The 21,644-nt window shown below is 44.1% G+C and carries 18 protein-coding genes; 5 read left to right on the top strand and 13 right to left on the bottom strand.

All coding sequences use genetic code 11. The features are described from left to right. Positions 1-244: 244 nt before the first annotated feature. Complete coding sequence (gene speD, locus LJE72_RS17305; RefSeq protein ID WP_073029624.1) at positions 245-622, bottom strand: adenosylmethionine decarboxylase; 378 nt, start codon at positions 620-622, stop codon at positions 245-247. Positions 623-1,004: 382 nt separating this feature from the next. Between speD and LJE72_RS17300 the strand changes: the two genes are divergently transcribed. The 4 genes from LJE72_RS17300 (at position 1,005) to LJE72_RS17285 (ending at position 4,768) form a co-directional block, all read left to right on the top strand. Next, complete coding sequence (locus tag LJE72_RS17300) at positions 1,005-1,922, top strand: helix-turn-helix transcriptional regulator (protein ID WP_229249133.1); 918 nt, start codon at positions 1,005-1,007, stop codon at positions 1,920-1,922. Positions 1,923-2,294: 372 nt separating this feature from the next. Continuing rightward, a complete protein-coding gene (locus LJE72_RS17295) occupies positions 2,295-3,182 on the top strand; it encodes a substrate-binding domain-containing protein (RefSeq protein WP_229249131.1) in 888 nt (295 codons plus the stop codon). Between the two features lie 166 nt (positions 3,183-3,348). Next, a complete protein-coding gene (locus LJE72_RS17290; protein ID WP_229249129.1) occupies positions 3,349-4,050 on the top strand; it encodes an ABC transporter permease in 702 nt (233 codons plus the stop codon). Position 4,051: 1 nt separating this feature from the next. Then, positions 4,052-4,768, top strand: a complete 717-nt coding sequence (locus LJE72_RS17285; RefSeq protein ID WP_229249127.1) for an energy-coupling factor ABC transporter ATP-binding protein — start codon at positions 4,052-4,054, stop codon at positions 4,766-4,768. Positions 4,769-4,942: 174 nt separating this feature from the next. On the opposite strand, the gene LJE72_RS17280 is transcribed toward LJE72_RS17285, so the two are convergent. Further along, positions 4,943-6,040, bottom strand: a complete 1,098-nt coding sequence (locus LJE72_RS17280) for an XdhC family protein (RefSeq protein ID WP_229249125.1) — start codon at positions 6,038-6,040, stop codon at positions 4,943-4,945. A 264-nt stretch (positions 6,041-6,304) separates the two neighbouring features. On the opposite strand from LJE72_RS17280, the gene LJE72_RS17275 reads away from it, so the two are divergent. Then, positions 6,305-7,327 (top strand): molybdopterin-binding protein, encoded by a 1,023-nt coding sequence (locus LJE72_RS17275; RefSeq protein WP_229249123.1) that lies wholly within the window; start codon positions 6,305-6,307, stop codon positions 7,325-7,327. Between the two features lie 354 nt (positions 7,328-7,681). On the opposite strand, the gene LJE72_RS17270 is transcribed toward LJE72_RS17275, so the two are convergent. The 11 genes from LJE72_RS17270 to LJE72_RS17220 all read right to left on the bottom strand — a co-directional run bounded on the left by LJE72_RS17270 (position 7,682) and on the right by LJE72_RS17220 (position 21,318). Beyond that, positions 7,682-8,845, bottom strand: coding sequence for an iron-containing alcohol dehydrogenase (locus LJE72_RS17270; protein WP_248286433.1), 1,164 nt, complete (start codon positions 8,843-8,845; stop codon positions 7,682-7,684). Between the two features lie 294 nt (positions 8,846-9,139). Next, entirely contained in the window at positions 9,140-9,763 is a 624-nt protein-coding gene (cobC, locus tag LJE72_RS17265; RefSeq protein ID WP_229249122.1) for an alpha-ribazole phosphatase, read from the bottom strand. Positions 9,764-9,775: 12 nt separating this feature from the next. Further along, positions 9,776-10,888: an XdhC family protein gene (locus tag LJE72_RS17260; protein ID WP_229249121.1), complete on the bottom strand. Its 1,113-nt coding sequence runs from the start codon at positions 10,886-10,888 to the stop codon at positions 9,776-9,778. Continuing rightward, a complete protein-coding gene (locus LJE72_RS17255; protein WP_229249120.1) occupies positions 10,888-12,051 on the bottom strand; it encodes a DVU_1551 family NTP transferase in 1,164 nt (387 codons plus the stop codon). Before LJE72_RS17255 ends, LJE72_RS17260 begins: the two co-directional genes overlap by 1 nt. Before the next feature lies 1 nt (position 12,052). After that, positions 12,053-13,396 carry a DVU_1553 family AMP-dependent CoA ligase gene (locus LJE72_RS17250; RefSeq protein ID WP_229249119.1) on the bottom strand — a complete coding sequence of 448 codons (1,344 nt, stop codon included), beginning with the start codon at positions 13,394-13,396 and terminating at the stop codon, positions 12,053-12,055. A 2-nt stretch (positions 13,397-13,398) separates the two neighbouring features. Continuing rightward, positions 13,399-14,748 (bottom strand): radical SAM (seleno)protein TrsS, encoded by a 1,350-nt coding sequence (trsS, locus tag LJE72_RS17245; RefSeq protein ID WP_229249118.1) that lies wholly within the window; start codon positions 14,746-14,748, stop codon positions 13,399-13,401. A gap of 13 nt (positions 14,749-14,761) precedes the next feature. Further along, on the bottom strand, positions 14,762-15,517 hold the full coding sequence (gene trsM, locus LJE72_RS17240; protein ID WP_229249117.1) for a DVU_1556 family methyltransferase: 756 nt from the start codon (positions 15,515-15,517) through the stop codon (positions 14,762-14,764). Between the two features lie 5 nt (positions 15,518-15,522). Continuing rightward, positions 15,523-15,969, bottom strand: a complete 447-nt coding sequence (locus LJE72_RS17235) for a DVU_1555 family C-GCAxxG-C-C protein (RefSeq protein WP_229249116.1) — start codon at positions 15,967-15,969, stop codon at positions 15,523-15,525. 14 nt (positions 15,970-15,983) lie between these two features. Next, on the bottom strand, positions 15,984-16,196 hold the full coding sequence (locus tag LJE72_RS17230; RefSeq protein ID WP_073029639.1) for a DVU_1557 family redox protein: 213 nt from the start codon (positions 16,194-16,196) through the stop codon (positions 15,984-15,986). Continuing rightward, positions 16,193-18,538, bottom strand: coding sequence for a pyridine nucleotide-disulfide oxidoreductase/dicluster-binding protein (locus LJE72_RS17225; protein WP_312038942.1), 2,346 nt, complete (start codon positions 18,536-18,538; stop codon positions 16,193-16,195). The genes LJE72_RS17230 and LJE72_RS17225 overlap by 4 nt, the downstream gene beginning before the upstream one ends. A 53-nt stretch (positions 18,539-18,591) precedes the next feature. Next, entirely contained in the window at positions 18,592-21,318 is a 2,727-nt protein-coding gene (locus LJE72_RS17220; RefSeq protein ID WP_229249113.1) for a molybdopterin-dependent aldehyde oxidoreductase, read from the bottom strand. Positions 21,319-21,644 lie beyond the last annotated feature (326 nt).

Below are 21,644 nucleotides of genomic sequence, written 5' to 3'. Positions count from 1 at the left end.
TTCCCACTCAGACATTAACCTATTATGTATTCGATATATTTATTCAATCTCCTGCCCTATTTATGCAATATACTCTGATAATATGACATTATTATCGAAAGAATATGTATTTTTTCCTAAAATATAAATAGACCCTGCAACTTTATATTGGTAAGTTACAAGGTCTATCTAGTACCCGTAATAAAGAATAACCTGTCTTCTTCATCCGTACTCAACTTAGTCCGGAGTAAAATAAATATCCCTCCTAAATATTTACCGCTTCCTTTGGATCCTCAACAATACCACGCTTCATTTCTGTTGCTGTCATATGCCCTGCTTCGAAATGGTCGGTTAGATAGTTACAGGCATCCCAGGGATTGACACTGTCCCCGCACGTGAAGACGTCTACCGCCGCGTATCCGAGTTCTGGCCACGTATGGATGGCTAAGTGTGATTCTGAAATAACTACCACACCACTCACCCCTTGAGGACTAAACTTGTGAAATACAACCTCACGAACCTCGGCACCAGCTTCCAAAGCTGCGTTGACCATTAGTGCTTCGACCTTCTCACGATCATTTAAAATGTCGAAGCTACATCCATAAATTTCAGCCAACACATGACGTCCAAGAGAATTTGCCAATTGTGATCTTTGCCCCCTTTTCTACTAAAAAACAGGAAAGATCTGGGCCCGATCTTCATTTTCCTCAGATCATCTCCAAATTTCCATCACGTTAAATTTTAGCATAAAGTACAGTCTTGTCAATAAAATTTTATTTTATATTAAATCATTCTACTCAGGCTCACGTCAATACGTGTCGTTAAAATTCTTTACAATTAAAACCAGACTTAACCATACATATTATATGACAAAAACCTTAACGAAATCCCTTTATGAAGCTAACCAAACTTTAGGATAACCAGCTTAACCAAATTAAATCTATTTATCCTATCATCTCTATTGACTTGCACGTACCAGTTATTCTAAACTTAAAATGACGAGTTATAAAGAGAGGTGAAATTATTTGAGCCTAACCTTAACAGCTGCTGAAGCAGCTAAAATTCTAAAGGTTTCCAAGTATACTCTTTATGAGCTTGTAAAACGGGGAGAGCTACCAGCTCACCACATAGGTCGGCAGCTTCGAATTGACCCTGCCGTCTTAGACCATTACCTAAGAGGAACCTATGGCGCCGGCAATACTTCGCCTGCTGCTATATCTGCATTCCCTCCTGTGTCGCCAACGATTCGCTTCATAGGAAGCCATGATCCGGTCGTTGAACTCCTGTTTGAGTTTCTTAAACATGCTCCCTTCCCTGTAGAATCCTCGCTTTCTTTTAAGGGAAGCATGGATGGACTCATGGCACTTTATCGGCAGGAGGCTGATATCTCTGGGATACATCTCTGGGACGATGTCTCAAAAGATTATAATATTTCCTTCGTCAAACATGTTATCCCCGGTGAATCTGTTTGTATTGTTAATCTGGTTCAACGTGAACAAGGTTTTATTGTAGCGCCCGGTAATCCTTTGAATCTCCAAACTTGGGATGATATCACTGTCGAAGGTCTAAACTTTATTAATCGCCAGAAAGGATCAGGAACCCGCCTTCGTCTTGATGCCTACCTGGGAGCGGCAAAGATTTCTCCCGGCCGAATACTGGGCTATGAAAATGAAGAAAACACACATTCTGGCGTCGCCTGCCACGTTGCCAACGAACAAGCTGATGTCGGAGTCGGAGTGAAAGCTGCCGCCCAACGCCTAGGTCTTGATTTTATCCCTTTATTTCAAGAACGCTATGATCTGGTTTGTTTAGGAATAACCACCAAAACTCCTGTCTGGAAACAACTCATCAGCACTCTGAAATCTCCTGGATTTATCCAAGCTGTTAATCAACAAAATGGGTATGATACTTCTTTGACAGGGAAAATCCTTTTGAATACCTAATTTGCATTTAGCATAGCACTCGAATACGGTTCTCTTCCCTCCTTGGGGGTAAAGGTAACGCCATTGCACGTTCACACAAGTTCTATTCACATGCTCGTTGGATGCTGATGAAGCTTACGCCAACCTCTAAGCCGCGCGAGATATGAACCTCGGCGTAATATACTGCTTCAGCGTCAGCACTCGCTTTACCGTGAACTCCACTTGTGTTCTCTTTGCAATTTCCCCTTATCTTCAGGTCGTTAGGTATTTTTTAGTGGGTTTGCAAGTTGTGGAAGTTGTTTGGAGTGGTCCTAACTTGCATTTCTTGCATGCCTACATAGAATGGGCGCAACAATGTGAAAATCAACTTAAATTAGAGGAGGAAAATATTTAATGAGAAAGAACTTACTTACCCGTTTAAACTTTTTCGCCTTATTTATGATTGTCATCATGGTGACCCTCGCCGGATGCGGAACAACTGCGACACCAAGTCAAACAACACCCCCACCTCAAGCTGAAACTCCAAAACCTGAAAGACCTGATATTATCTTAGCGACTACTACCAGTACACAAGACAGCGGTTTACTTGATGTGCTTGTTCCCGATTTTGAGGAGAAAACCGGCTACAAAATTAAAACGATTGCTGTTGGCACAGGTGCTGCTTTAGCCATGGGGGAAAAAGGAGATGCTGACGTCTTGTTAGTCCATGCTCCCGCCTCAGAAAAAAAATTAGTAGATAATAAAACGGCTATAAACTATCAACTTGTAATGCATAACGATTTTATCATCGTTGGACCGGCAGCGGACCCTGCTAAAGTAAAAGAAACTAAAACTATCTCAGATGCCTTTAAGCGGATTGTTGATAGTTCCTCAATCTTTGTTACCCGTGGGGACGATTCCGGAACCGATAAAATGGAAAAAGGCTTATGGACAAAGCTTAACATCAAACCAGCGGCCGATAAGTACCAATCGACTGGTCAAGGAATGGGACAAACTCTCACAATCACCTCGGAAAAAGCGGGGTATACTCTAACCGATCGGGCAACCTATTTGGCTACCAAGAAAAATCTGCAGCTTGATATTGTTCTAGAGGGCGATGCTTCTCTCTTAAATATTTATCATGTCATGCAAGTTAACCCCGAAAAATTCCCTAAAGTAAATGCAGATGGCGCTAAAGCCTTTGTCGACTATATGATTAATGCTGAAACCCAAGCAACCATTGGCTCCTTTGGTAAAGATACATATGGTCAAGCCCTCTTCTTCGCAGATGCAGGTAAATAAATAGAATCGAGAGGGTACCTCGTAGTTATTCACTTGAATCCCGCCATTAGTGTAAGCATGAAGTTTGAAGCTCGAAGCAGTGGTTTGCAGTCTTAGTCCAGACTCGAACTTCACACATCGAGCTTCGAACTTTAATTTATTCTTACTCGAAAGGGAAATGCAACGTATGGAAAAGATCTGGCAAGGAATTTTAGCAGCCCTGCACCTCCTCCTAACCGGGGATCCTGAGGTGATTGGCATCACGCTCCTCACCCTAAAAATATCAGGTACCGGAACTTTTATCAGCCTGCTTATCGGCATTCCATTTGGCACGCTCCTGGCTCTTAAAACCTTTCCGGGCCGTCGGTTTGTCTTAAGTGTCGTGAATACTGGGATGGGCCTACCCCCAGTGGTCGTAGGACTTTGGGTTTCAATATTCCTCTGGCGCTCAGGACCCTTTGGCTTTTTAAACATTATGTATACCCCAACGGCCATAATTATTGCCCAGGCAATCATCGCCTCTCCCATTGTCGCTGCCTTAACCTGTGCCGCTCTTCAACAAACCAACCCCAAACTCAGGCTGCAAATTCAAGCACTAGGTGCCACTCGTCTGCAGTATATATGGCTGCTTTTAAAAGAAGTCCGCTATTCTCTGCTTGCAGCCATTATCGCCGGGTTTGGGGCTGTTGTCTCCGAGATTGGAGCCTCGATGGCAGTAGGGGGCAATATTCAAGGACAGACCCGTGTTTTAACGACTGCAACCGTCTTGGAAGTCTCTAAAGGCAACTTCGACATTGCTATTGCCTTAAGTATTATCTTGTGCTTGCTGGCTTACGGAGCTACCTTAGGTTTAACCTTACTTCAACAAAAACAGCAAGGAGGGCCTTAGTGTGCTTGAAGCTAAGGAGATAAGCTGGATACAGGACCATAAAACTATTTTGCAACCCCTACATTTTCATTTGTTGCCTGGAGAATGCGTTGGGCTAATCGGTCCCAATGGTTCTGGCAAAAGCAGCTTGTTGAAAATTCTCGCCTTTTTGGAATCTCCAACTTCCGGACAACTCTATTTCCAGGGGCAAGCAGTACCAAAGTCGGTTCCACTTAGGATTAGGCGTAGAATTGCGATAGTCTTTCAAGAATCTCTCTTATTAAACACAGGCGTTTTTAACAATGTTGCCATGGGACTCAAAATTCGAGGTTTCTCCAAAGAAAGGATTCGAGAAAAGGTGGACTATTGGTTGGAACAGTTTGGAGTGATCCATCTTTCTAAACAATCTGCCCGCTCCCTATCCGGTGGAGAGGCCCAACGTGTTAGTCTGGCACGAGCTTTTGCTATAGAGCCTGATATTTTATTTCTGGATGAACCATTTTCAGCCCTGGATGCACCCACCAAAGAAGGACTGCGCATCGATCTGGCCAAGGTTTTCAAGTCTACTCAAACTTCAACTGTCTTAGTTAGCCATGATTTCAAGGACATCGCCCATTTAGCAAATAGAGCCTTGATTCTCCTCAAAGGACAAGTGATGGCTGAAGGCTCTCCTGATAAACTATTAAGGAATAGCCATAAAGAAGAAGTTGACCGTTTCCTGGCGTATTTCTCAACTTAAGCGAACTGATTCCTGTAAACTCCATCATGTACATTAAACATTATTCAATTATAAAGAAAGGATAGGCTGTAACAAATTTTCTCCAGCTTGTTACTACCTATCCTTTATAAAATTTCACTGAATCCATCAGAAAATGCCCTTAATCTTACAGCTCGGATTTTTTCACTTAACAGTTTATTCTCCAATTCCCCTTTGAACTTTAATCAACTCGCTGAGAATGCTGACAGCTATTTCTTCCGGAGTTTCCGCACCAATTTTTAGACCGATAGGAGAATACAACTTTTGTAAGGCTTCTTTGGCTACTCCCTCCTCTTCTAAGTCAGCGAGTAATGATTTAACCCTTTTTCGACTGCCAATCATACCGATATAAGCGGCAGGGTGGTTAATTACTTTCTTCAGACACACCTTGTCATAACGATGCCCTCTGGTAATAATCACGACAAATGTTTGAGGATTTATGTCAATAGTCTCTAAGGCTCTTTCAAAGTCAGCGCATAAAACTTTATCAGCCGTGCTAAATCGTTGGACATTGGCAAAGGAGGGCCGATCATCGACGACAGTCACTTCATACCCTATGATTTTAGCCATTGTTGCAAGCGGGACAGCAATATGTCCTGCGCCTAAAATCAACAATTGTACAACCGTTGTCGGTGGCTCAACCAGTAAGCGATAAGCTGCTTTTAGGGTTGAGCTTTCACACGGATTGAACTCAAAATCTAAACAGATTAAGAATGGCTGACATTTTTTGTTGCCTATCTTGCCTTTCTCAAACTTAATATTATTGAGTTCCTTTTTACCTAGATCGCCCGCAACGTCTCCGTTAGTCTTAATGACGAGCTTATTTCCCAGCCATGACTCTTCCTCCGCTTCGATCACAGTTACAAGTACAGGATTATTATGACTCTCTACAGCTGCAAGATAATCTTTATTGAGATCCACCTTTTCCACGGGGGTATGCGTACCTACATACTCCATGAATAGTTCCATAATACCCCCGCAGACCATCCCCTCCTCCTGGGCCATATCTGCAGTCATATTCAAACTATATGTTTTAGAGTCGTATGTAGCTAGAACATTGAGAGCCTCCCGTTTCGCCTCAGCCTCACCACATCCGCCGCCGATGGTACCAACTGTCATACCATCCGCAAAAACTAACATTTTCGCCCCGGGCTTGCGAGGTGTAGAGCCCAGCACACTGGTTACGGTAATTAGGACAGCATCTAAGTTTCGTTCAAATACTTTTTTCAGTCCAAGATACACTTGTTTATCCATAAGTCTCTCCCTCTGGAACATCTTCACTTCAAAGGCATCTTCATTATATCAGTTTAGCATAGTTGTTGGGAATAGTATAAGAATCTTTACCAATTTCAGAGAATAGAACCGGCTTATTACTTGACCTCCTGCTGAGAATGCGATACCATTTAGTTAAGAACAGATCATTTAGGCCATGGTCCCGCCTTACTCTTTGGCCTTTTCAGCTCACTGAAAAATGTATCATACAAACTCACCTTTAATGATGTATTGGAGGCTATTCCCTTGGAAAAAATAAAAGTACGCGATTCTGTTGGTGCCATTCTTATTCATGACATGACGCAAATTATTCCAGGTGTTATTAGAGGCCCTCGGTTTCGCAAGGGACATGTCATTCGCGAAGAGGATATCCCTGTTCTCTTAAGTATGGGCAAAGAACATATTTACGTCTGGGATCAAAAGCCCGGTCTTATACATGAGAATGAAGCCGCGGAACGACTCGCCCACGCAGTGTCCGGTTCCGGATTAATCCTTGACGAGCCTAAAGAAGGGAAAATCACCTTAATGGCTGCCCATGATGGACTTCTTTACTCTTCTGTGGACGGTATTTTAGCATTGAATACCTTAGATGGGGTTATTCTCTCCACACTTCACAATCATTACCCTCTTAAAAAAGGTGACAAAGTCGCGGGAACCCGTGTTGTTCCACTAATGATAGATGAGAAGGTAGTTCTCGAAGCGGAGGAAATTGCCCAAACATTTACAACTCCTATTTTGGAAGTTAAGCCGCTAAAGCCTGCTAAGGTCGGCATTACGATAACCGGCAGTGAAGTTTTTCACGGGCGAATTCAAGATAAATTCGGTCCTGTACTGCGCTCAAAAGTCGAAAATTGGGGTTCAACCGTCTTAGCGCAAACCTATGCCAGTGATGATGTATCCCTGATACAAGGCAGCATTCGCGATCAACTTGCTAAGGGAGCAGAAATGATCCTAGTCAGCGGCGGTATGTCTGTCGATCCCGATGATGTCACCCCGACAGCCATTAAAGAGATGGGAGCGGAACTGATCACTTATGGTGCGCCTGTTTTACCTGGTGCTATGTTTCTGCTTGCCTATATGGGAGATGTCCCCATTATGGGATTACCTGGATGCGTCATGTATTCTAAGACAACGGCCTTTGATTTAGTCGCTCCAAGATTACTCACGGGAGAGAGATTGACACGCCATGACATTGTCAAACTTGGAAGTGGCGGTCTTTGTCTCGACTGCCCGGTCTGCACATATCCGCGTTGTTCCTTTGGAAAATAATCAGTAAGCATGTCGACAAGCTGAAGTATTTAAGAGCATATAAATAATGTTAACGAAAACTAAGGCTACCGCTAAGCTGCAGGCGCGGAGATAGCCTTAGTTGCATTTATGCGCTATCCAAGGGTAGCTGAACATCCATCTCTGTAGCCAAGACTCGAACAGGGATGTTCGAGGTTAGTATACCGCCATAGATGATAAGATGTCGTGATGGCGAGAAGGAACTTTCCAGAAAATATGCTGAAAAATTATACTTTCTGACCATCGGATAGGAGGGCGCACAATACAAAAAAGCTCGTTGAGGAATTCCCCAACGAGCTTTTTTATATTTCATTTCATTTAATCAGACACTCCCAATTACAGAGCGTTTTTATAGATTTGAATCACTTGTTCAAGTGTCGCAGTACGAGGATTGGTGAATTGACAAGCGTCTAATTTGGCATTGCCAGCCATTAGTTTAAAGTCTTCTTCTTTGACATTCAGTTCTTTCAACCCGGAAGGAATTCCAACATCAGCAGACAATGTAGCAATTGCAGTTAAGCATTTTTCTGCTGCATCCCTGACAGAAAGTCCATCAACATTTTCTCCCATTGCCTCAGCGATCTCTGCAAAACGATCGAGATTTCCGATCATATTAAAGCGTGAGACGTGGGGAAGAAGAATTGCATTACATACCCCATGAGGTAAATTATAGAATCCACCTAGTTGATGGGCCATTGCATGAACATAACCTAAACTAGCATTATTGAAGGCCATACCAGCTAATAATTGGGCATAAGCCATTTTGTCGCGAGCCTCAAAATCATCACCATTTGCCACAGCACGACGCAGATATCTGGGGATTAGTTTAAATGCCATTAAGGCGGCAGAATCGGTCAGTGGTGTGGCGGCTGTAGATACATATGCCTCAACCGCATGAGTGAGCGCATCCATTCCGGTAGCAGCTGTCAAACTAGGAGGTTGTTTCATCATTAACAAGGGATCATTAATCGAGACATTAGGGGTTACATGCCAATCAACGATAGCCATTTTAATATGTCGTGCGGCATCCGTGATAATACAGAATCTCGTCATTTCAGCGGCAGTACCGGCAGTGGTATTAATCGCAATCATTGGAGCCATAGGCAAGGGAGATTTATCTACGCCTTCATAGTCATTAATCTTCCCGCCATTACCTGCAACAAGGCCAATCCCCTTGGCACAGTCATGGGAAGATCCTCCGCCAACTGAGACGATCAGGTCACACCCTTCTTTAGTATAGATGTCAAACCCATCATGTACGTTTTTATCCGTCGGATTTGGTTCAGCACCACCATAAATTACAACTTTGACGCCTTCTTTTTCAATTATGTCAGCAATTTCCTGAGCCATACCTATTTTTTCGAGATAGGCATCGGTCACCAGCAGAACTTTTTTTCCACCCAGTAATTTTGCTTGCTTTCCTGTTTCTTGTGCTGCTCCAGCACCCATAAGGTTAACTGTAGGCATGAAATACCCATAAACTTGATGAACAATTGACATATTCGTTTGCCTCCTTCTTCTTGGCGTTTGTTACGCTTGTCTTTAGAGTATTGCAAGACCCATGCCAATAATCTGAATATTTAATTTTGACAGGACCTGACCATTGATTCTTAAGAGTATTTAAGAGTATTATTAAAAATAGTCCTAATTTTATCCTAAATTAAAACTATTTACTGTTCTAATTTAACTCACTTTGCTCGGAACACAGTTAAATTTTGGAACACTTTTGCTTTCACCCTACAGATTAAACAAATCAATGTTTAAACTAAGAATGGATTAAATTGTTCGAACAATTTAATCCATTCTGTATAGATCTCGATTTATTATAAGGTTTAGACAACTCAATCGGTTCTTTAAACCCTCCTTGGTGATTAAATTAACACAACCATAATTTTGTTCAAGTCGAAAAACTTTATTTAAGGGCATCCCTAGTATATGGCATAAAATTACTCTATTTACCCCTGCATGCCCAACAATTAAAATTGTCCTTTCATTCGATTGGGTAAGTCTCTCAAAGGCTGGTATCACTCTTTTATGGCAGTCAGCAAAGCTTTCTCCGTTGGGTAGGCTGTAATTCACGATATCCTCACCACGTTCTTTGAATTCTTCAGGATACCTAGCTTTAATTTCGGCAAAGGATTTTCCCTCCCAATCGCCCATATGCAATTCCCGCAACTCCGCACAAGTAGTAGGAATGATAGGGTGGACAGAGGCAATGATCTCCGCAGTTTGTTGGGCTCTTAATAAATCACTGCAATATATGTTATCTATAGGTACTCGGCTAAATATTTTCTTCAATAGGACGGCTTGTTCACGGCCAAGGGTACTTAAGGGCAGATCAGACTGTCCAATATAGCGTTTCTCCTTTTCTAGTCCGATATCCCCGTGTCTGACTAAATAAATAAGCTTTCTAACCATGCTTTTTTATGCTCATTTTAGTTTACCGTTCTGATTCGACTCCCGCTGAACCTTAATCAGCTCACTAAGAATGCTTACGGCTAATTCTTCCGGAGTTTCCGCCCCAATTTTTAGACCGATTGGTGAATACAGCCTTTGTAAGGCTTCACCGGAAATCCCTTCTTCCTCTAATTCTGCAAGCAAGGCTTTAACTCTCTTCCGGCTGCCGATCATGCCAATATAGGAAGCTGACTGATTAATTACTTTGCACAGACACATTTTGTCATAACGATGCCCACGAGTAATAATGACGACAAAAGTTTGCGGATTGATCGTTATTTCATCTAAGGCACCTTCAAAATCATCGCATATGATTCTATCAGCTGTAGGAAAACGATTTGAATTGGCAAAGGATCGACGATCATCAACCACTGTAACCTCATAGCCAACGATTTTGGCCATGGTGGCGAGGGGAAGTGCAATATGGCCTGCTCCTAAAATTAGCAATTGGACAACCGTAGTCGGGGTCTCCACCAAAAAACGGAATGTTGCTTTGTTTACGGTGGTATCACAGGGCTCAAACTCAGAATCTAAACTAACTAAGAGAGGCTGACACCGTTTACCCCCTAATTTGATGCTCTCCAGTCCCACTCTCGTGAGTTCTTCTAAACCCAGATCACCTGTTACCTTCCGGTTATCCTTAACGAACATTTTCTTTCCTGCTAATCGCCCTTCAGTTGCCTCAATCACCGTTACAAGAACAGGATTTGCAGCCTCATCGACAGCTGACAGATAATCCTTCATGAGAGTGACCTGTTCCACCGGGCTATGAGAACCTAAATATTCAATGAACAATCCCATAATCCCCCCACAAACCATTCCCTCCTCCTGGGCAATGTCTGCGGTCATATTCAAATAATGAACTTTTGGAGCGTGAGATGCTAAAACATTAAGAGCCTCCCGCCGCCCCTCTGCTTCTCCACATCCTCCGCCGATGGTTCCCACAGTCGTTCCGTCAGCAAACACTAACATTTTAGCGCCAGGCTTACGGGGAGTTGACCCCAGCACACTTATAATTGTAATCAGAGCCACATCCAAATTTTTGTCACTCGCTTTTTTAAGTCCTTGGTATATTTCCTTTTCCATTAGCCTTGTCCCCCCAGATCAACCTTCCTTATTTCATGTAAAGGTATCTTAATAATTTGTTCTATTCTTGTCTGGATTCTTTCGGCGTTAATCAAGCGTTGCCTAATTTTCTCCGTTACCTCTTGATCGTTCTTATACTGCTCTATGGGGCCGGAGAATCTAGCCTGGAGAGAAATAATCCGGTCATCTATGACAAGCTTATCAGCCAAATAGACGATTTCTTTTTCTGTTATGGATGAATCACCTGGGTTCAGACAAATATCCGTATGTTCTGCAACGATTTCTGCTACCTTTGGATAATTGACGAGCATTTTGGCTCCAACTTGGGCATGGTGAGGTTCACCTTTGGCCAAGTCATGTAGCAGGGCAGCTGCCCTGATTAATTCGAGGTCCAGATTACTTCCGGACCTGATTAAATGGCTTCCCATGGCACTGCTTAACTCAGCTACCTGCTTGCAATGATTAAAGACCTTTACTGGCGTGTCAGCATTTTTCAAGATTGAATAACACTCTTCTTCTGTGGGGACCCGGGTATCGGTATAGCCACAGTACTTCAGCATCTGCCTGTAGTCCTCCGGTGTATCCATATCGAGCAAAATACCCGGATCCTCAACCTCAACATTGATGGCATCATGTTCATACTGTTCCAATAAAGCTCTCATTCCCCCCGGTTTATCCCAAGATATTGCCTTTTTCACATAGCGGCTGGAAATTAAGGGGGGATGTCCCCTCATTCCCCGATAAGTTGGATAGATAATGCCGAACTCCGTTGTGAAAAACGTGCTCTGAAGCTTTTCCAAAGTCTCCCTGTTCACGATGGGATTATCGACGGGTAATAGGAAAAATCCTTTGACCGTTGGCAACAAACTTTTAACGCCCGCAATTATTGAGGAAAACATTCCTTCCGAAAAATTGGGGTTAACAATGGTCTGTACTCCTAATCTATCTAAGACTGGATACAATTCATTGGCCCGATGCCCAACCACCACTCGGATATCCTTAATCCTGCTCTTTAGAAAACTATTGACAGCTTTCTCTAAGACCGTGTCTCCCCCCAAGGATAAAAGTGGTTTAAAGCGTTTCATTCGAAAAGAGTATCCTGCGGCAACTATGATCGCTGCTAAGAAATCCTCACCTGGTTTGTTCTCTGGTTCAGCCAGCAATTTAGGCACTCCCTCTCTTGTCTTGAATCTGTCGTTTAGCTGTACTTTTTCTAGCTGTCACTTTAGCGCTTGAGAATAGATAAATGAGCACCCTCAAACTTCCGCTCTGTCTGGCACCCCTTAGTACAGGGATTTTATCTAAAGCCAGTTGAACGTTTCTTTTCGCTTCTAATGAAACAGGTCCCTTTAGCTGAATATCGAGTTGTAAGCAGTTTGCTTTTTCTAGCAGACTCTCTGTTAGGGACACCTCAAAATCAAGAACGTTATCAAGGGCAAACAAAACCTCATCAAAGTCTGCCATGGTTAAGAAATCGGCTGAAGTCAGATAAACCTTTTCTCTGGACTTTATTCGTTCCAGTCGCTTTAGTACCGTGTGGCAGGTACAAGGGCCTATCAGAAACCTAGAAATATCACCCGTACGATAACGAATTAAAGGCATAGCTGACCTGGTTAAAGTGCTAAAGACTATCTCACCCAGTTGCCCATCCACAACCGGCAGCCCTGAACTGGGATCGATGATTTCGATAAAGAGGTCTGCTTCCCTGAGGTGGTAACCACAGAAGCCCTCACATTCCAGCCCGCCTCCCAACCCCATCTCAGTCATGCCATAGTGATTAAACACCTTACACCCCCATGCCCTTTCGAGTTCTTGCACAATAGCCCAAGGTACATGGTCTGTACTTAATAAAACATTTCTCAAACTCAAAGAGGGAGTGTTGCCCTGGGAATCTTTATACCTCGCTAAACTCAATACTTGAGTAGGTATCCCTACTAATACGTTGATATTGTCCCGTTTAATTTGTGCCAGGATGGACTCTGGATTCGTAACCAGACCATGGGCAAATCCTGTTGCTCCTGCTCTTTTTAAACCTATACGCAATAAATCCCCGACACTTCCCGGTGTATCTCCAGGTAACATTATCAAAACCCTGTCCTCGGGCTTTACCAAGGTTAACATGCCATGTTGAAAAAAATCGATGGTCAATTCTTGATCCGCCTCAGTAAAGAACAGACGTTTGGGTTTACCCGTGGTACCGGCACTTTGCAAAGTGACGATCCTGTCGATGTCATTTTGAGGAACACACAAGAAGTTGAGAGGATTATCCTTTAAATCTTCGGCTGAAGTAAAGGGCAGTTTTAACATATCTTGTAAACTTGACAGCTTACAATCTATTCCTGAGTACAAACGTTGATAAAATCGACTTTTACTGGTTACCAAGTCAAGTGTTTCTTGAAGTTTACCCAACTGATAGCCCTCAATCAACTTTCGGGTTAAGACACCTGAACTTTCTCCGGTAATCTTGTGCTTTATCCAACCCTCCAGGGAGGTGGTTTTGATGCCCAAACCTATCTCTCCCTTCTATAAATTGAGTGCCCAAACTTATCCGTGAGGTTATAGGCGCAAAAAGGAATTAACTTGCCTTCAGGGCTTACCACATGTATGCAGCAATTCTTTAATCTGTCAATATCCAGATTCCACACGTCTTGAAAGGCCATACCGCTGATGGAAAAAGCATAGGTTTTTAGCTGTTGGATTAGATTATCCCATGAGTTATTAACAGGAGACTCAATTGTTAACTTTTCTGCTCCTGACCACTGCCTGGCCACAAAGGTTCGTGTTTTTCTGGCTAATTCATCCGCTCGCTCCGGTCCGGCACAGCACGAATTATTGATAATTGCTTTCAAGCTGCCATCCTGTTGTCTCGTGAAGTTGCCGCTAAAAGAGCAGCGTCCATTGTGGGGTTTCAGGTTGGCTGCCTTGATGAGTCCCTCCGTCTGTTCCTCGATGGCTTGAATAACTTCGGGGAGTGTGATCCGGTCTTGATCCAGGGGTTCTTTAGGAATCCTTCCGAAATAACTGACAGGCTGAAAGTGCACCCCTCGGACTGCAGGAAGATTTTCCAAGGCAAACTTGATGATTCCTCCGATATTATAAGTGTTTATCCCCGGTATCAGGGTAGGTACTAACACAACCCCAATCCCATATTGAGCACAGTTCTCTATGGCCTTGGCTTTAACCCCAAAGAGCCTGCGACCCCTGATTGCCTCATAAATGGAATCCTCTGTACCGTCAAATTGCAAAAACACGGAACTAAGTCCAGCTTCCTTCAAGCGGCCCACAAAGCCAGGATCTTCCGCCAGTCGCAAGCCATTGGTGTTAAGCTGGATGAAGTTAAAACCCAATGTCTTTCCCATTTCCAGTATTGCCGGTAAGTCGTTTCTGAGGGTTGGCTCACCGCCGGATAACTGGATATTGACAGGACCGCTGGCGGCAAGGACGTTTTTGTACCACTCTTCTATGACGGCCAAGGAAGGTTCGTCGAGCTCAGTTCCTGCATTAGCAAAACAAAATCGGCAGTTTAAATTACAACGCTGGGTAACTTCTATTAAAGCTGTACAAGTGGTCTTGTAATGATCTTCACATAAACCGCAATCAAAAGGACAGCCTTTTTCAACCCGGGTAAAACACTCCTTTGGAGGGGTTGGAATCGTTGGTCTGACCCATAAATCCCATTGAGGGTTCCCCTGCCAAAGCAGAGTTCGATACTCCCCGTGTTCAGGGCATTGTTTCACCATATAAACCTTTTCACCCTGAGCCACTCTTTGCGCTGGAATCCTCTGCAAACATTCCGGACACAAACTCTCGGTACCTGAACTCTTGGCTGTAGTAATCAAACATTTATCCATTATGTCCATATGCTATCCCTCTCTAACTGCAGTGATCATCCTTTTGGGCAATTAGTTGAAAATATCCCATCTTCGCCTGCTTTAACGCAACCTGAACCAGGCTAGGCTCAACCGAATCTGCGCCAGAGCATGAACATGAAGAGGTCTTAAGCCAAAACTGGGTCATAGAGCCATGGGCCATGATTAGATCAACCGTCAGTTGGGTCAATAGGTTAGTATGATCCGTCCAATCAACGATCTTAAACCCCTGTTCGACAAGCTTATTAACGAATTGCTCCCTGGGTAACGCTCTTCGGATACAAGAGTCAATTTTGAGCTCCCGAAGCCCTTGGAGACCCTCAGGATTGCGTGCATATACATCATTTACGAGCAACCATCCCCTCGGTTTAAGCACCCTGAAAATTTCGTTTAAGACTTGATCCAGGTCCTCCATCACAGACAAGGCACATTCAGCCAACACCCCATCCATGTGTTTCACCGGAAAGGGCAGGTCTTCCCCCAGCCCTCGTATCAGGTTTAAGTCCGGATTCCTCTTCTTTCCACTCTCTAGCAATACCTCTGAAGAATCCAACCCAATAGCTTGGAGCTGATACTGAGAAACTAAACGTTCTACCGTTGCACCGCTGCCGCATCCTACATCCAGAACCCGTGCTCCCGGGAGCAAGTCACATTTTCCGATTCCCAGGTCGGTTAAAGCAAACCCGCCCGGTCTCAAAGTAACCCCTGTGGTCTGACTCAGCAGGTCACTCTCATACAATTTAAACGCATCATTTTTCATAGTCTTTAACCCTCGTCCATCGACTCAGGGTCTTCGGTATAGACCGCTAAAATTTCATATACCTTACTAAAGGTGGTTGAAACAATATTGCCGCATTGTACAGGATACTCGTTGCCCTCATCCAGAGAGTGATCTAAAATTCCTGAGCATTCGATACTGCCATGGGTTTCTTCAAACCACTCCAGTAAGACATTAATCATAGGGTTTATTTTGGCGTGGCTGAACTCGCTGGGACTCCCCTTCCCTGCGTTCAATCCTACTAAACATGCCCCCCCGGTAAGTGCACCACAGGTTTTCCCCGACCTGCCTATACCACCACATAATCCTTGCATTGCTTTAATCAAGTCGGGGTTTTCCGTTCCTTGTTCATCTAAACCGAGAATTAGCATAATCTGACTGCAACAGAATCCCTGAGTAGCCAATTGAAACAGGCGAAAGGCATCGACCGCCATTCTGCTCCCTCCCTCTACTTATCCTCAAGGCTTTGTTCTACTTCAAACATTTTGCCTAAAGCCAGCTCTTCAGTGATCAACACCAAGCCGCAATTAAGGCATTTCAGTTCTTCAACTCTAAGATCATTTCCTAGATAGGTTATTTTTACCGTACCATGCTTTAGTTCACCACCACATTTTCCGCACTTCCATACAGGTTTGGGCGGCAGATTTGCTGTCTTATTCATGGCTTCACTTCCTCAACAATTTCCATCCGGTGGCTATATGCGTTCAAGACTACAAAACCATCCTCTTGAGGTTGGTATTCAACCCAATATGTCACTCTAGCCGGGCGAAAATAGGCTAAATAGTTGCCGTTATCCGGATTGATAAATTTGCTTCCCGTGCCTTCTGCATGTTCTATTACCTGCTGAACATCTTCGATAAAAATTAGTCTTTCTTCCATAAGCTTACTTATTTCTTCATTGCATATTATTTTTATAGTCCTATAACCCCTTTCCTTTTCCTGCGGCGTTTGCCAGAACTTATGCAGTAACGTTCTTTTGAGTCTTGCCCGATGCTCATGCCGTTGAGAAAATCCCGAATCAGGTCTGGTGGCAGCATTTTGCAGATCATCAGCAAAAATGAGATCTAATAAATGTAGTGTACGCTTACCATGAGCAGCAAATCTGTCTCTACACATGGCACAGTAGGCTACATAGTCCACAGTACTTTCTTTTATCCTATTTTCAACGATCTGCTGCGCAAGTCTCGGATTGGCGAAGGCCGTTAGGCCGCCAAAGCCGCAACACTTGGTTAGTTCTTTACTATAAGGTAATTCTTCAATTTCACAACCTAGCCTGAGTAAGATATGGCGAACTGCTTCATGTATTCCTTGTTCGTATCTGGTAGTACAGGGGTCCTGTACAGCTACTTTACCGTAATTTGCACCATCCCCTTGAATGGGTAAATCCATATCTTTTATTAGTTCCCAAAGAGAGACAACTCCGGGTAATTTTTCTCGAAACATACTGTGACAGGTAGAACAGGCTACGATCAGCTGCGGTTTACCCAAGTTCTCCCATTCCACAACCATCTCCTCGAAACTGGTTTGAAACTGTCCCTGATCACCGCCCCAATGCGCAGGAGCACCGCAGCAGCGCAACATCAGTCCTACTCCTCCGACAAGCTGTTCTGTTAAATAGGCATATACTTTTTCCACATGTTCCGGAGATGAGCCGCTCAATTGACAGCCTGGAAAGAAAACATATTTGCTGGAATCGAACCCTGGTTGATGTCTAGTCAAAGCAAATTGTTCACTGTTACTAAAAGCCATATCCCGCAGGGCAAAATCATGGGCAGACGGTGGCATTTTCCCTCTCCTAACCATACTTTCCCGGGATGCAAGACAAACCTGTCCCATGTCTAGATCATTCGGACATACTTCAGCGCACAACCCACACTGGGTGCAGGAATTAATCATCTTGTTGGCGTGGCGTGTGCCCATGACGATAGATTCGTTATTGTATATTTCCCGCAAATATTTTTTGGGATAACCACCATAGGACTCCAAATATTTGCAGGCTTTTACACATTCAAGGCATTGACAATTTAAGCACCTACCGGCTTCCCGGACAGCTTCTTCGCCAGTGTAACCCCCGGATTCATGACTCATGGGTACAGCAGGCAGGGATGGAATTTTGTTCACGTTGACGAATAGTTTCGATTCGAAGGCCCCTTCGCCATGGCGGGAGGCAGTTAGAGAGGCTCCTTGCAGGTACCTGTCGATAGATACTGCACCTCTCCGGCCATCAGCAACAGCATTGATTGGGGAATTATTGCCAAACCGTCCACCAGCAAATACACCTGCTATTGGCGTAGTACAGCTTATGGGGTCAACTGTGCTATTCTCACCCAACAATTCCAAGGCGTCTTCAGATTGTGCAGCAAAGCCAATATATAAAGCATCAAACCGTTCTTTTAGTTGAGACAAATCCTGTCGGGTTATTCCTGCATTACGCTCAATTGTCACATTTGGACGATTCAAAACTGAAAGTTCGTTCGTAATTACCTGAGCTGGAAGTTGTTGCTCTGGATGTTTCCACAAGTTCCCGCCCAAGCGATCTGATTTTTCAAACAGCGTAACAATGTACCCTTTTCGTGCTAGGTCATAGGCTGTAGTCAGGCCTCTTAACCCACTGCCAACCACCGCAACGGTCTGGCTTTTAGGGGGAACAGCTCCTACATTGGCAATTTTGGGAGCATAATTTTCCAGACAGAATCTTTCTAAGTTAGAAATAGCTACGGTTGCTCCAACATCTTTACGTTTACACACATCCTCACAGGGATGGTCACAAATCCTGCTAATAATTCCCGGAAAGGGCTGTTTCTGCTGTAGTATTGATGCGGCGCTTTTCCAGTCTTGATTTTGAATGGCCAGCATCAGCTTACGAACATCTACATGGATTGGACACCCAGCTGTACAAGCGGGAGGATTTTCTTGGCTGCACTTACTTTCTAGCCTTCTCAGTTCAACCTGATCCATAGCAGCACCAACTTCTTTATAAATATTTGCTCTGTGGGTAACCACAGGGAACCTAAACTTGAGTGAACAAATTTAGATCCCCTCTGTAAAACAAACTATTACTGAGCCTTTAATCCGGCAAGTACTTTTTCAGGCAGGGCTGGTAACTTGGTAATCCTTACCCCGCAGGCATTTGTAATTGCATTAATGATGGAAGCATGAGGAGAGGTCAGCGGTGCTTCACCGGCACCAGAAGCTCCGAAGGGACCATGTTCTCTTGGAGTCATAACATAATCGACAACAAGTTTGTCAGGTGCGTCTTTAATGAAGGGCAGACCGCAGCTAACCAGATCGATATGCTTTTTAAGATCTTCGAAATCTTCGCTGAGAGCCAAGCCAATACCTTGTACCATTCCGCCAAACATTTGCCCGTCAACGACTAACTTATTAGCAAGGGTGCCCACATCAAATATTCCGTTCATGCCAAGAACCTTGGTTTTACCTGTCTTGACATCGACTTCCACTTCAGAGAGGAACGCTGCATACATATAAGTGGTGAAGGGGACTCCTTGTCCTGTTTCGAGGTCACAACCATTATACCCTGCTGGAGTGCTATATTTGCCTACAAAGTGGGTTGGTAACCCTGCTGCAACCTGTTCTCCATAGGTCCGGTAAGTTCCATCGGGTTTTTGAATTGCTTTTAACAGTTCTTCGCAAGCAATTTTGATGGCGTTGCCCGTCATTACTTGGGAACGGCTGCCACCGGCAGGTCCGCTGGCGGGAACTTTAGAGGTGTCATTCATGACCAATTTGATTTGTTCGGGTTTAATTCCCAAGGGAAGCAAAGCCTCATGGGAAGTAGCCAGTGTCCCCATGTCCGCACCTTGTCCGTGATCTTCCCAACCGTTGAAAATTGTGACACCGGTTTCCGTATAATCAGCCCAAGCCTCTGAACCGTCGGGGTTATCCAGACCGGCACCGTAGACGCCGAGAGAGATGCCGGCACCGCGTTTCTTGTCGGCAGTGGATTCAGCTTCGGCCTTTTTCTTAGCTGCATCATAGAGAGGCTTAAGTTTATCCATTATCTCCACCATACTGTGTACGTCAGGCTCACTGCCGGTAGGAGTAGTATCACCGGGTCTGTAAACGTTTTTGTAACGCAGCTCAAAGGGATCCATTCCTAGTTTTTCCGCCAGTTCATCCATCAATACCTCGGTTGCGAACAGGCTTTGCGGAGATCCGTAACCCCTGAAGGCCGAACCCCAAGCATGATTTGTGCAGACAGTGCGGCCATTGCTGCGAATATTGGGAATCATATAACCGGCACCAATGAATTGACTGCCCCGCAGGGTAACCAGATCGCCAAACTCGGAATACGGACCATGATCACAGCTCCAATCGGCTTCCATGGCAACCAGTTTACCTTCTTTAGTAGCCCCGTATTTAAGATTGATAAAGAACGGTGAACGTTTCCCTGTGTAAGTAATTTGTTGATAGTAGTCAAACTCCAGGAATACAGGCTTACCTGTAGCCAACGCAGCTACCCCTAGTAAGGCTTCTATGGTTGGGCTGAACTTATAACCAAAGGTACCGCCGGCAGGATTTTGTACGATAACCAATTTGTCTAGTTCCAGTCCGAGCCCCGGGGCAATCATAGCCTGGTGGAGATGAATGCCGATACTTTTGGAATGAATCACTACGCGGTCCTCTTCATCAATAAAGGCAAAACCAACGTCAGGCTCGATGGGCAGGTGGGGCTGGCGTCCTACATAAAAGTCGTCTTGAACAACTATATCTGCTTTTTCCATCAGAGGAGCTGTTTCCTCGCCTTTAATCACCTTGGTTTCCCAATAAACGTTAGGAGTTCCGGGATGAATCTCGATAGCGTCGTCTGCCATGGCTGCCGGGGCACTCATGTAGGCGGGGAGAATTTCCAACTCTACCTTAACTTTGTCAACTGCAGCTTGAGCATGCTCAGCGGTATCGGCCGCTACAATGGCGATGGCGTCACCAAATTGGAACACTTTTTCGTCGCAAAGGATCGGCCTGTCCCAACCATCCCCTTTGTTATTCGGGAAGGTGATTAAGCCGGTAATCCGGTTTTTGCCTTTGACATCTTTATGGGTGATAACTTTATATACACCAGGCATTTTTTCAGCTTCAGAGGTATCGATAGATATAATATTGGCATGAGAAACCTTGGCCTGAACCAGTTTTAACTGCAAAGTACCACAAGGCATTTTAACCCCTAAATCTGCGCCAAAGTCACAAGTACCGGTAACCTTGGCCAAAGCGGATGGACGAATGTAATTGCTTCCCCAGATGGAGCCACTGGACGGCAGTTTTTCCCATAGGTCTTCGGTCTTCATCTCGCCGCGAATCAACTTGGCTGCAGTCATAACCGCATCAACCAGGGGTTTGTAGCCTGTGCAACGGCAGGCATTTCTGTGTTTTTGGAACCAGTCGCGGACGTCTTCTCTTGTAGGATTGCTATTATCATCTAAGAGCTGTTTAGCAGAAACAATAAATCCGGGACTGCAGAAACCGCATTGAGCAGCTCCATGGACCATCCAGGCCAGTTGTACGGGATGTAAGTTCTTCTTAGTACCTACGCCTTCGATCGTAGTAATCTGAGCATCATCGGCAACCCGTTTGATTTTCGTCACACAGGACCGGATCACTTTTCCATCCACAATGACAGAGCAGGCACCACATTGAGCTTTTCCACATCCAATTTTAGTTCCGGTCATGTGCAGTTGTCCTCGCAACACATTTGCCAGGGTAACTTCCCCATCGACTATCAATGTCTGAGGGACACCGTTAATAATGACATGTTTTTTAATCAATCTTTTTCTCTCCTTTTCTGAATCACATTTACTCTCTGTTCATGTTACTTCATTAAGTCTATCGAGTTATTGTCTTGTCGAATTTCCAAACCTCCATTTCTTTTTCTCTTGTCATTAGCGATACTTGTTCAATTTGGTTTAGTTTGATATTATTTGTTCTACTTGGATATACTTATTATTTATGCAATATTCATGCCAATATTTCGACAATTCCACATTTGGCGATCCAGATGTATATCCCCACATAAAACAGCACTACTAATTAGAATAATTTGTCGAAAAATAACAGCTAAATTATGCTCTATAATTGACATTGAGAAGAGCCT

The sequence above is a fragment of the Desulfosporosinus shakirovi genome, from assembly GCF_020595055.1.
Classification (GTDB): Bacteria; Bacillota; Desulfitobacteriia; order Desulfitobacteriales; family Desulfitobacteriaceae; genus Desulfosporosinus; species Desulfosporosinus shakirovi.
This window is presented reverse-complemented; position numbering and strand designations above follow the sequence as displayed.

What these genes read in the sequence shown, in the direction of transcription:
- LJE72_RS17290 (WP_229249129.1), top strand. Translation starts at nt 3,349, where the DNA reads ATGGAAAAGATCTGGCAAGGAATTTTAGCAGCCCTGCACCTCCTCCTA.
- LJE72_RS17295 (WP_229249131.1), top strand. Translation starts at nt 2,295, where the DNA reads ATGAGAAAGAACTTACTTACCCGTTTAAACTTTTTCGCCTTATTTATG.
- LJE72_RS17235 (WP_229249116.1), bottom strand. Translation starts at nt 15,969, where the DNA reads ATGGCGGTCGATGCCTTTCGCCTGTTTCAATTGGCTACTCAGGGATTC.
- trsM (WP_229249117.1), bottom strand. Translation starts at nt 15,517, where the DNA reads ATGAAAAATGATGCGTTTAAATTGTATGAGAGTGACCTGCTGAGTCAG.
- LJE72_RS17280 (WP_229249125.1), bottom strand. Translation starts at nt 6,040, where the DNA reads ATGGATAAACAAGTGTATCTTGGACTGAAAAAAGTATTTGAACGAAAC.
- cobC (WP_229249122.1), bottom strand. Translation starts at nt 9,763, where the DNA reads ATGGTTAGAAAGCTTATTTATTTAGTCAGACACGGGGATATCGGACTA.
- trsS (WP_229249118.1), bottom strand. Translation starts at nt 14,748, where the DNA reads ATGGACATAATGGATAAATGTTTGATTACTACAGCCAAGAGTTCAGGT.
- LJE72_RS17270 (WP_248286433.1), bottom strand. Translation starts at nt 8,845, where the DNA reads ATGTCAATTGTTCATCAAGTTTATGGGTATTTCATGCCTACAGTTAAC.
- LJE72_RS17260 (WP_229249121.1), bottom strand. Translation starts at nt 10,888, where the DNA reads ATGGAAAAGGAAATATACCAAGGACTTAAAAAAGCGAGTGACAAAAAT.
- LJE72_RS17230 (WP_073029639.1), bottom strand. Translation starts at nt 16,196, where the DNA reads ATGAATAAGACAGCAAATCTGCCGCCCAAACCTGTATGGAAGTGCGGA.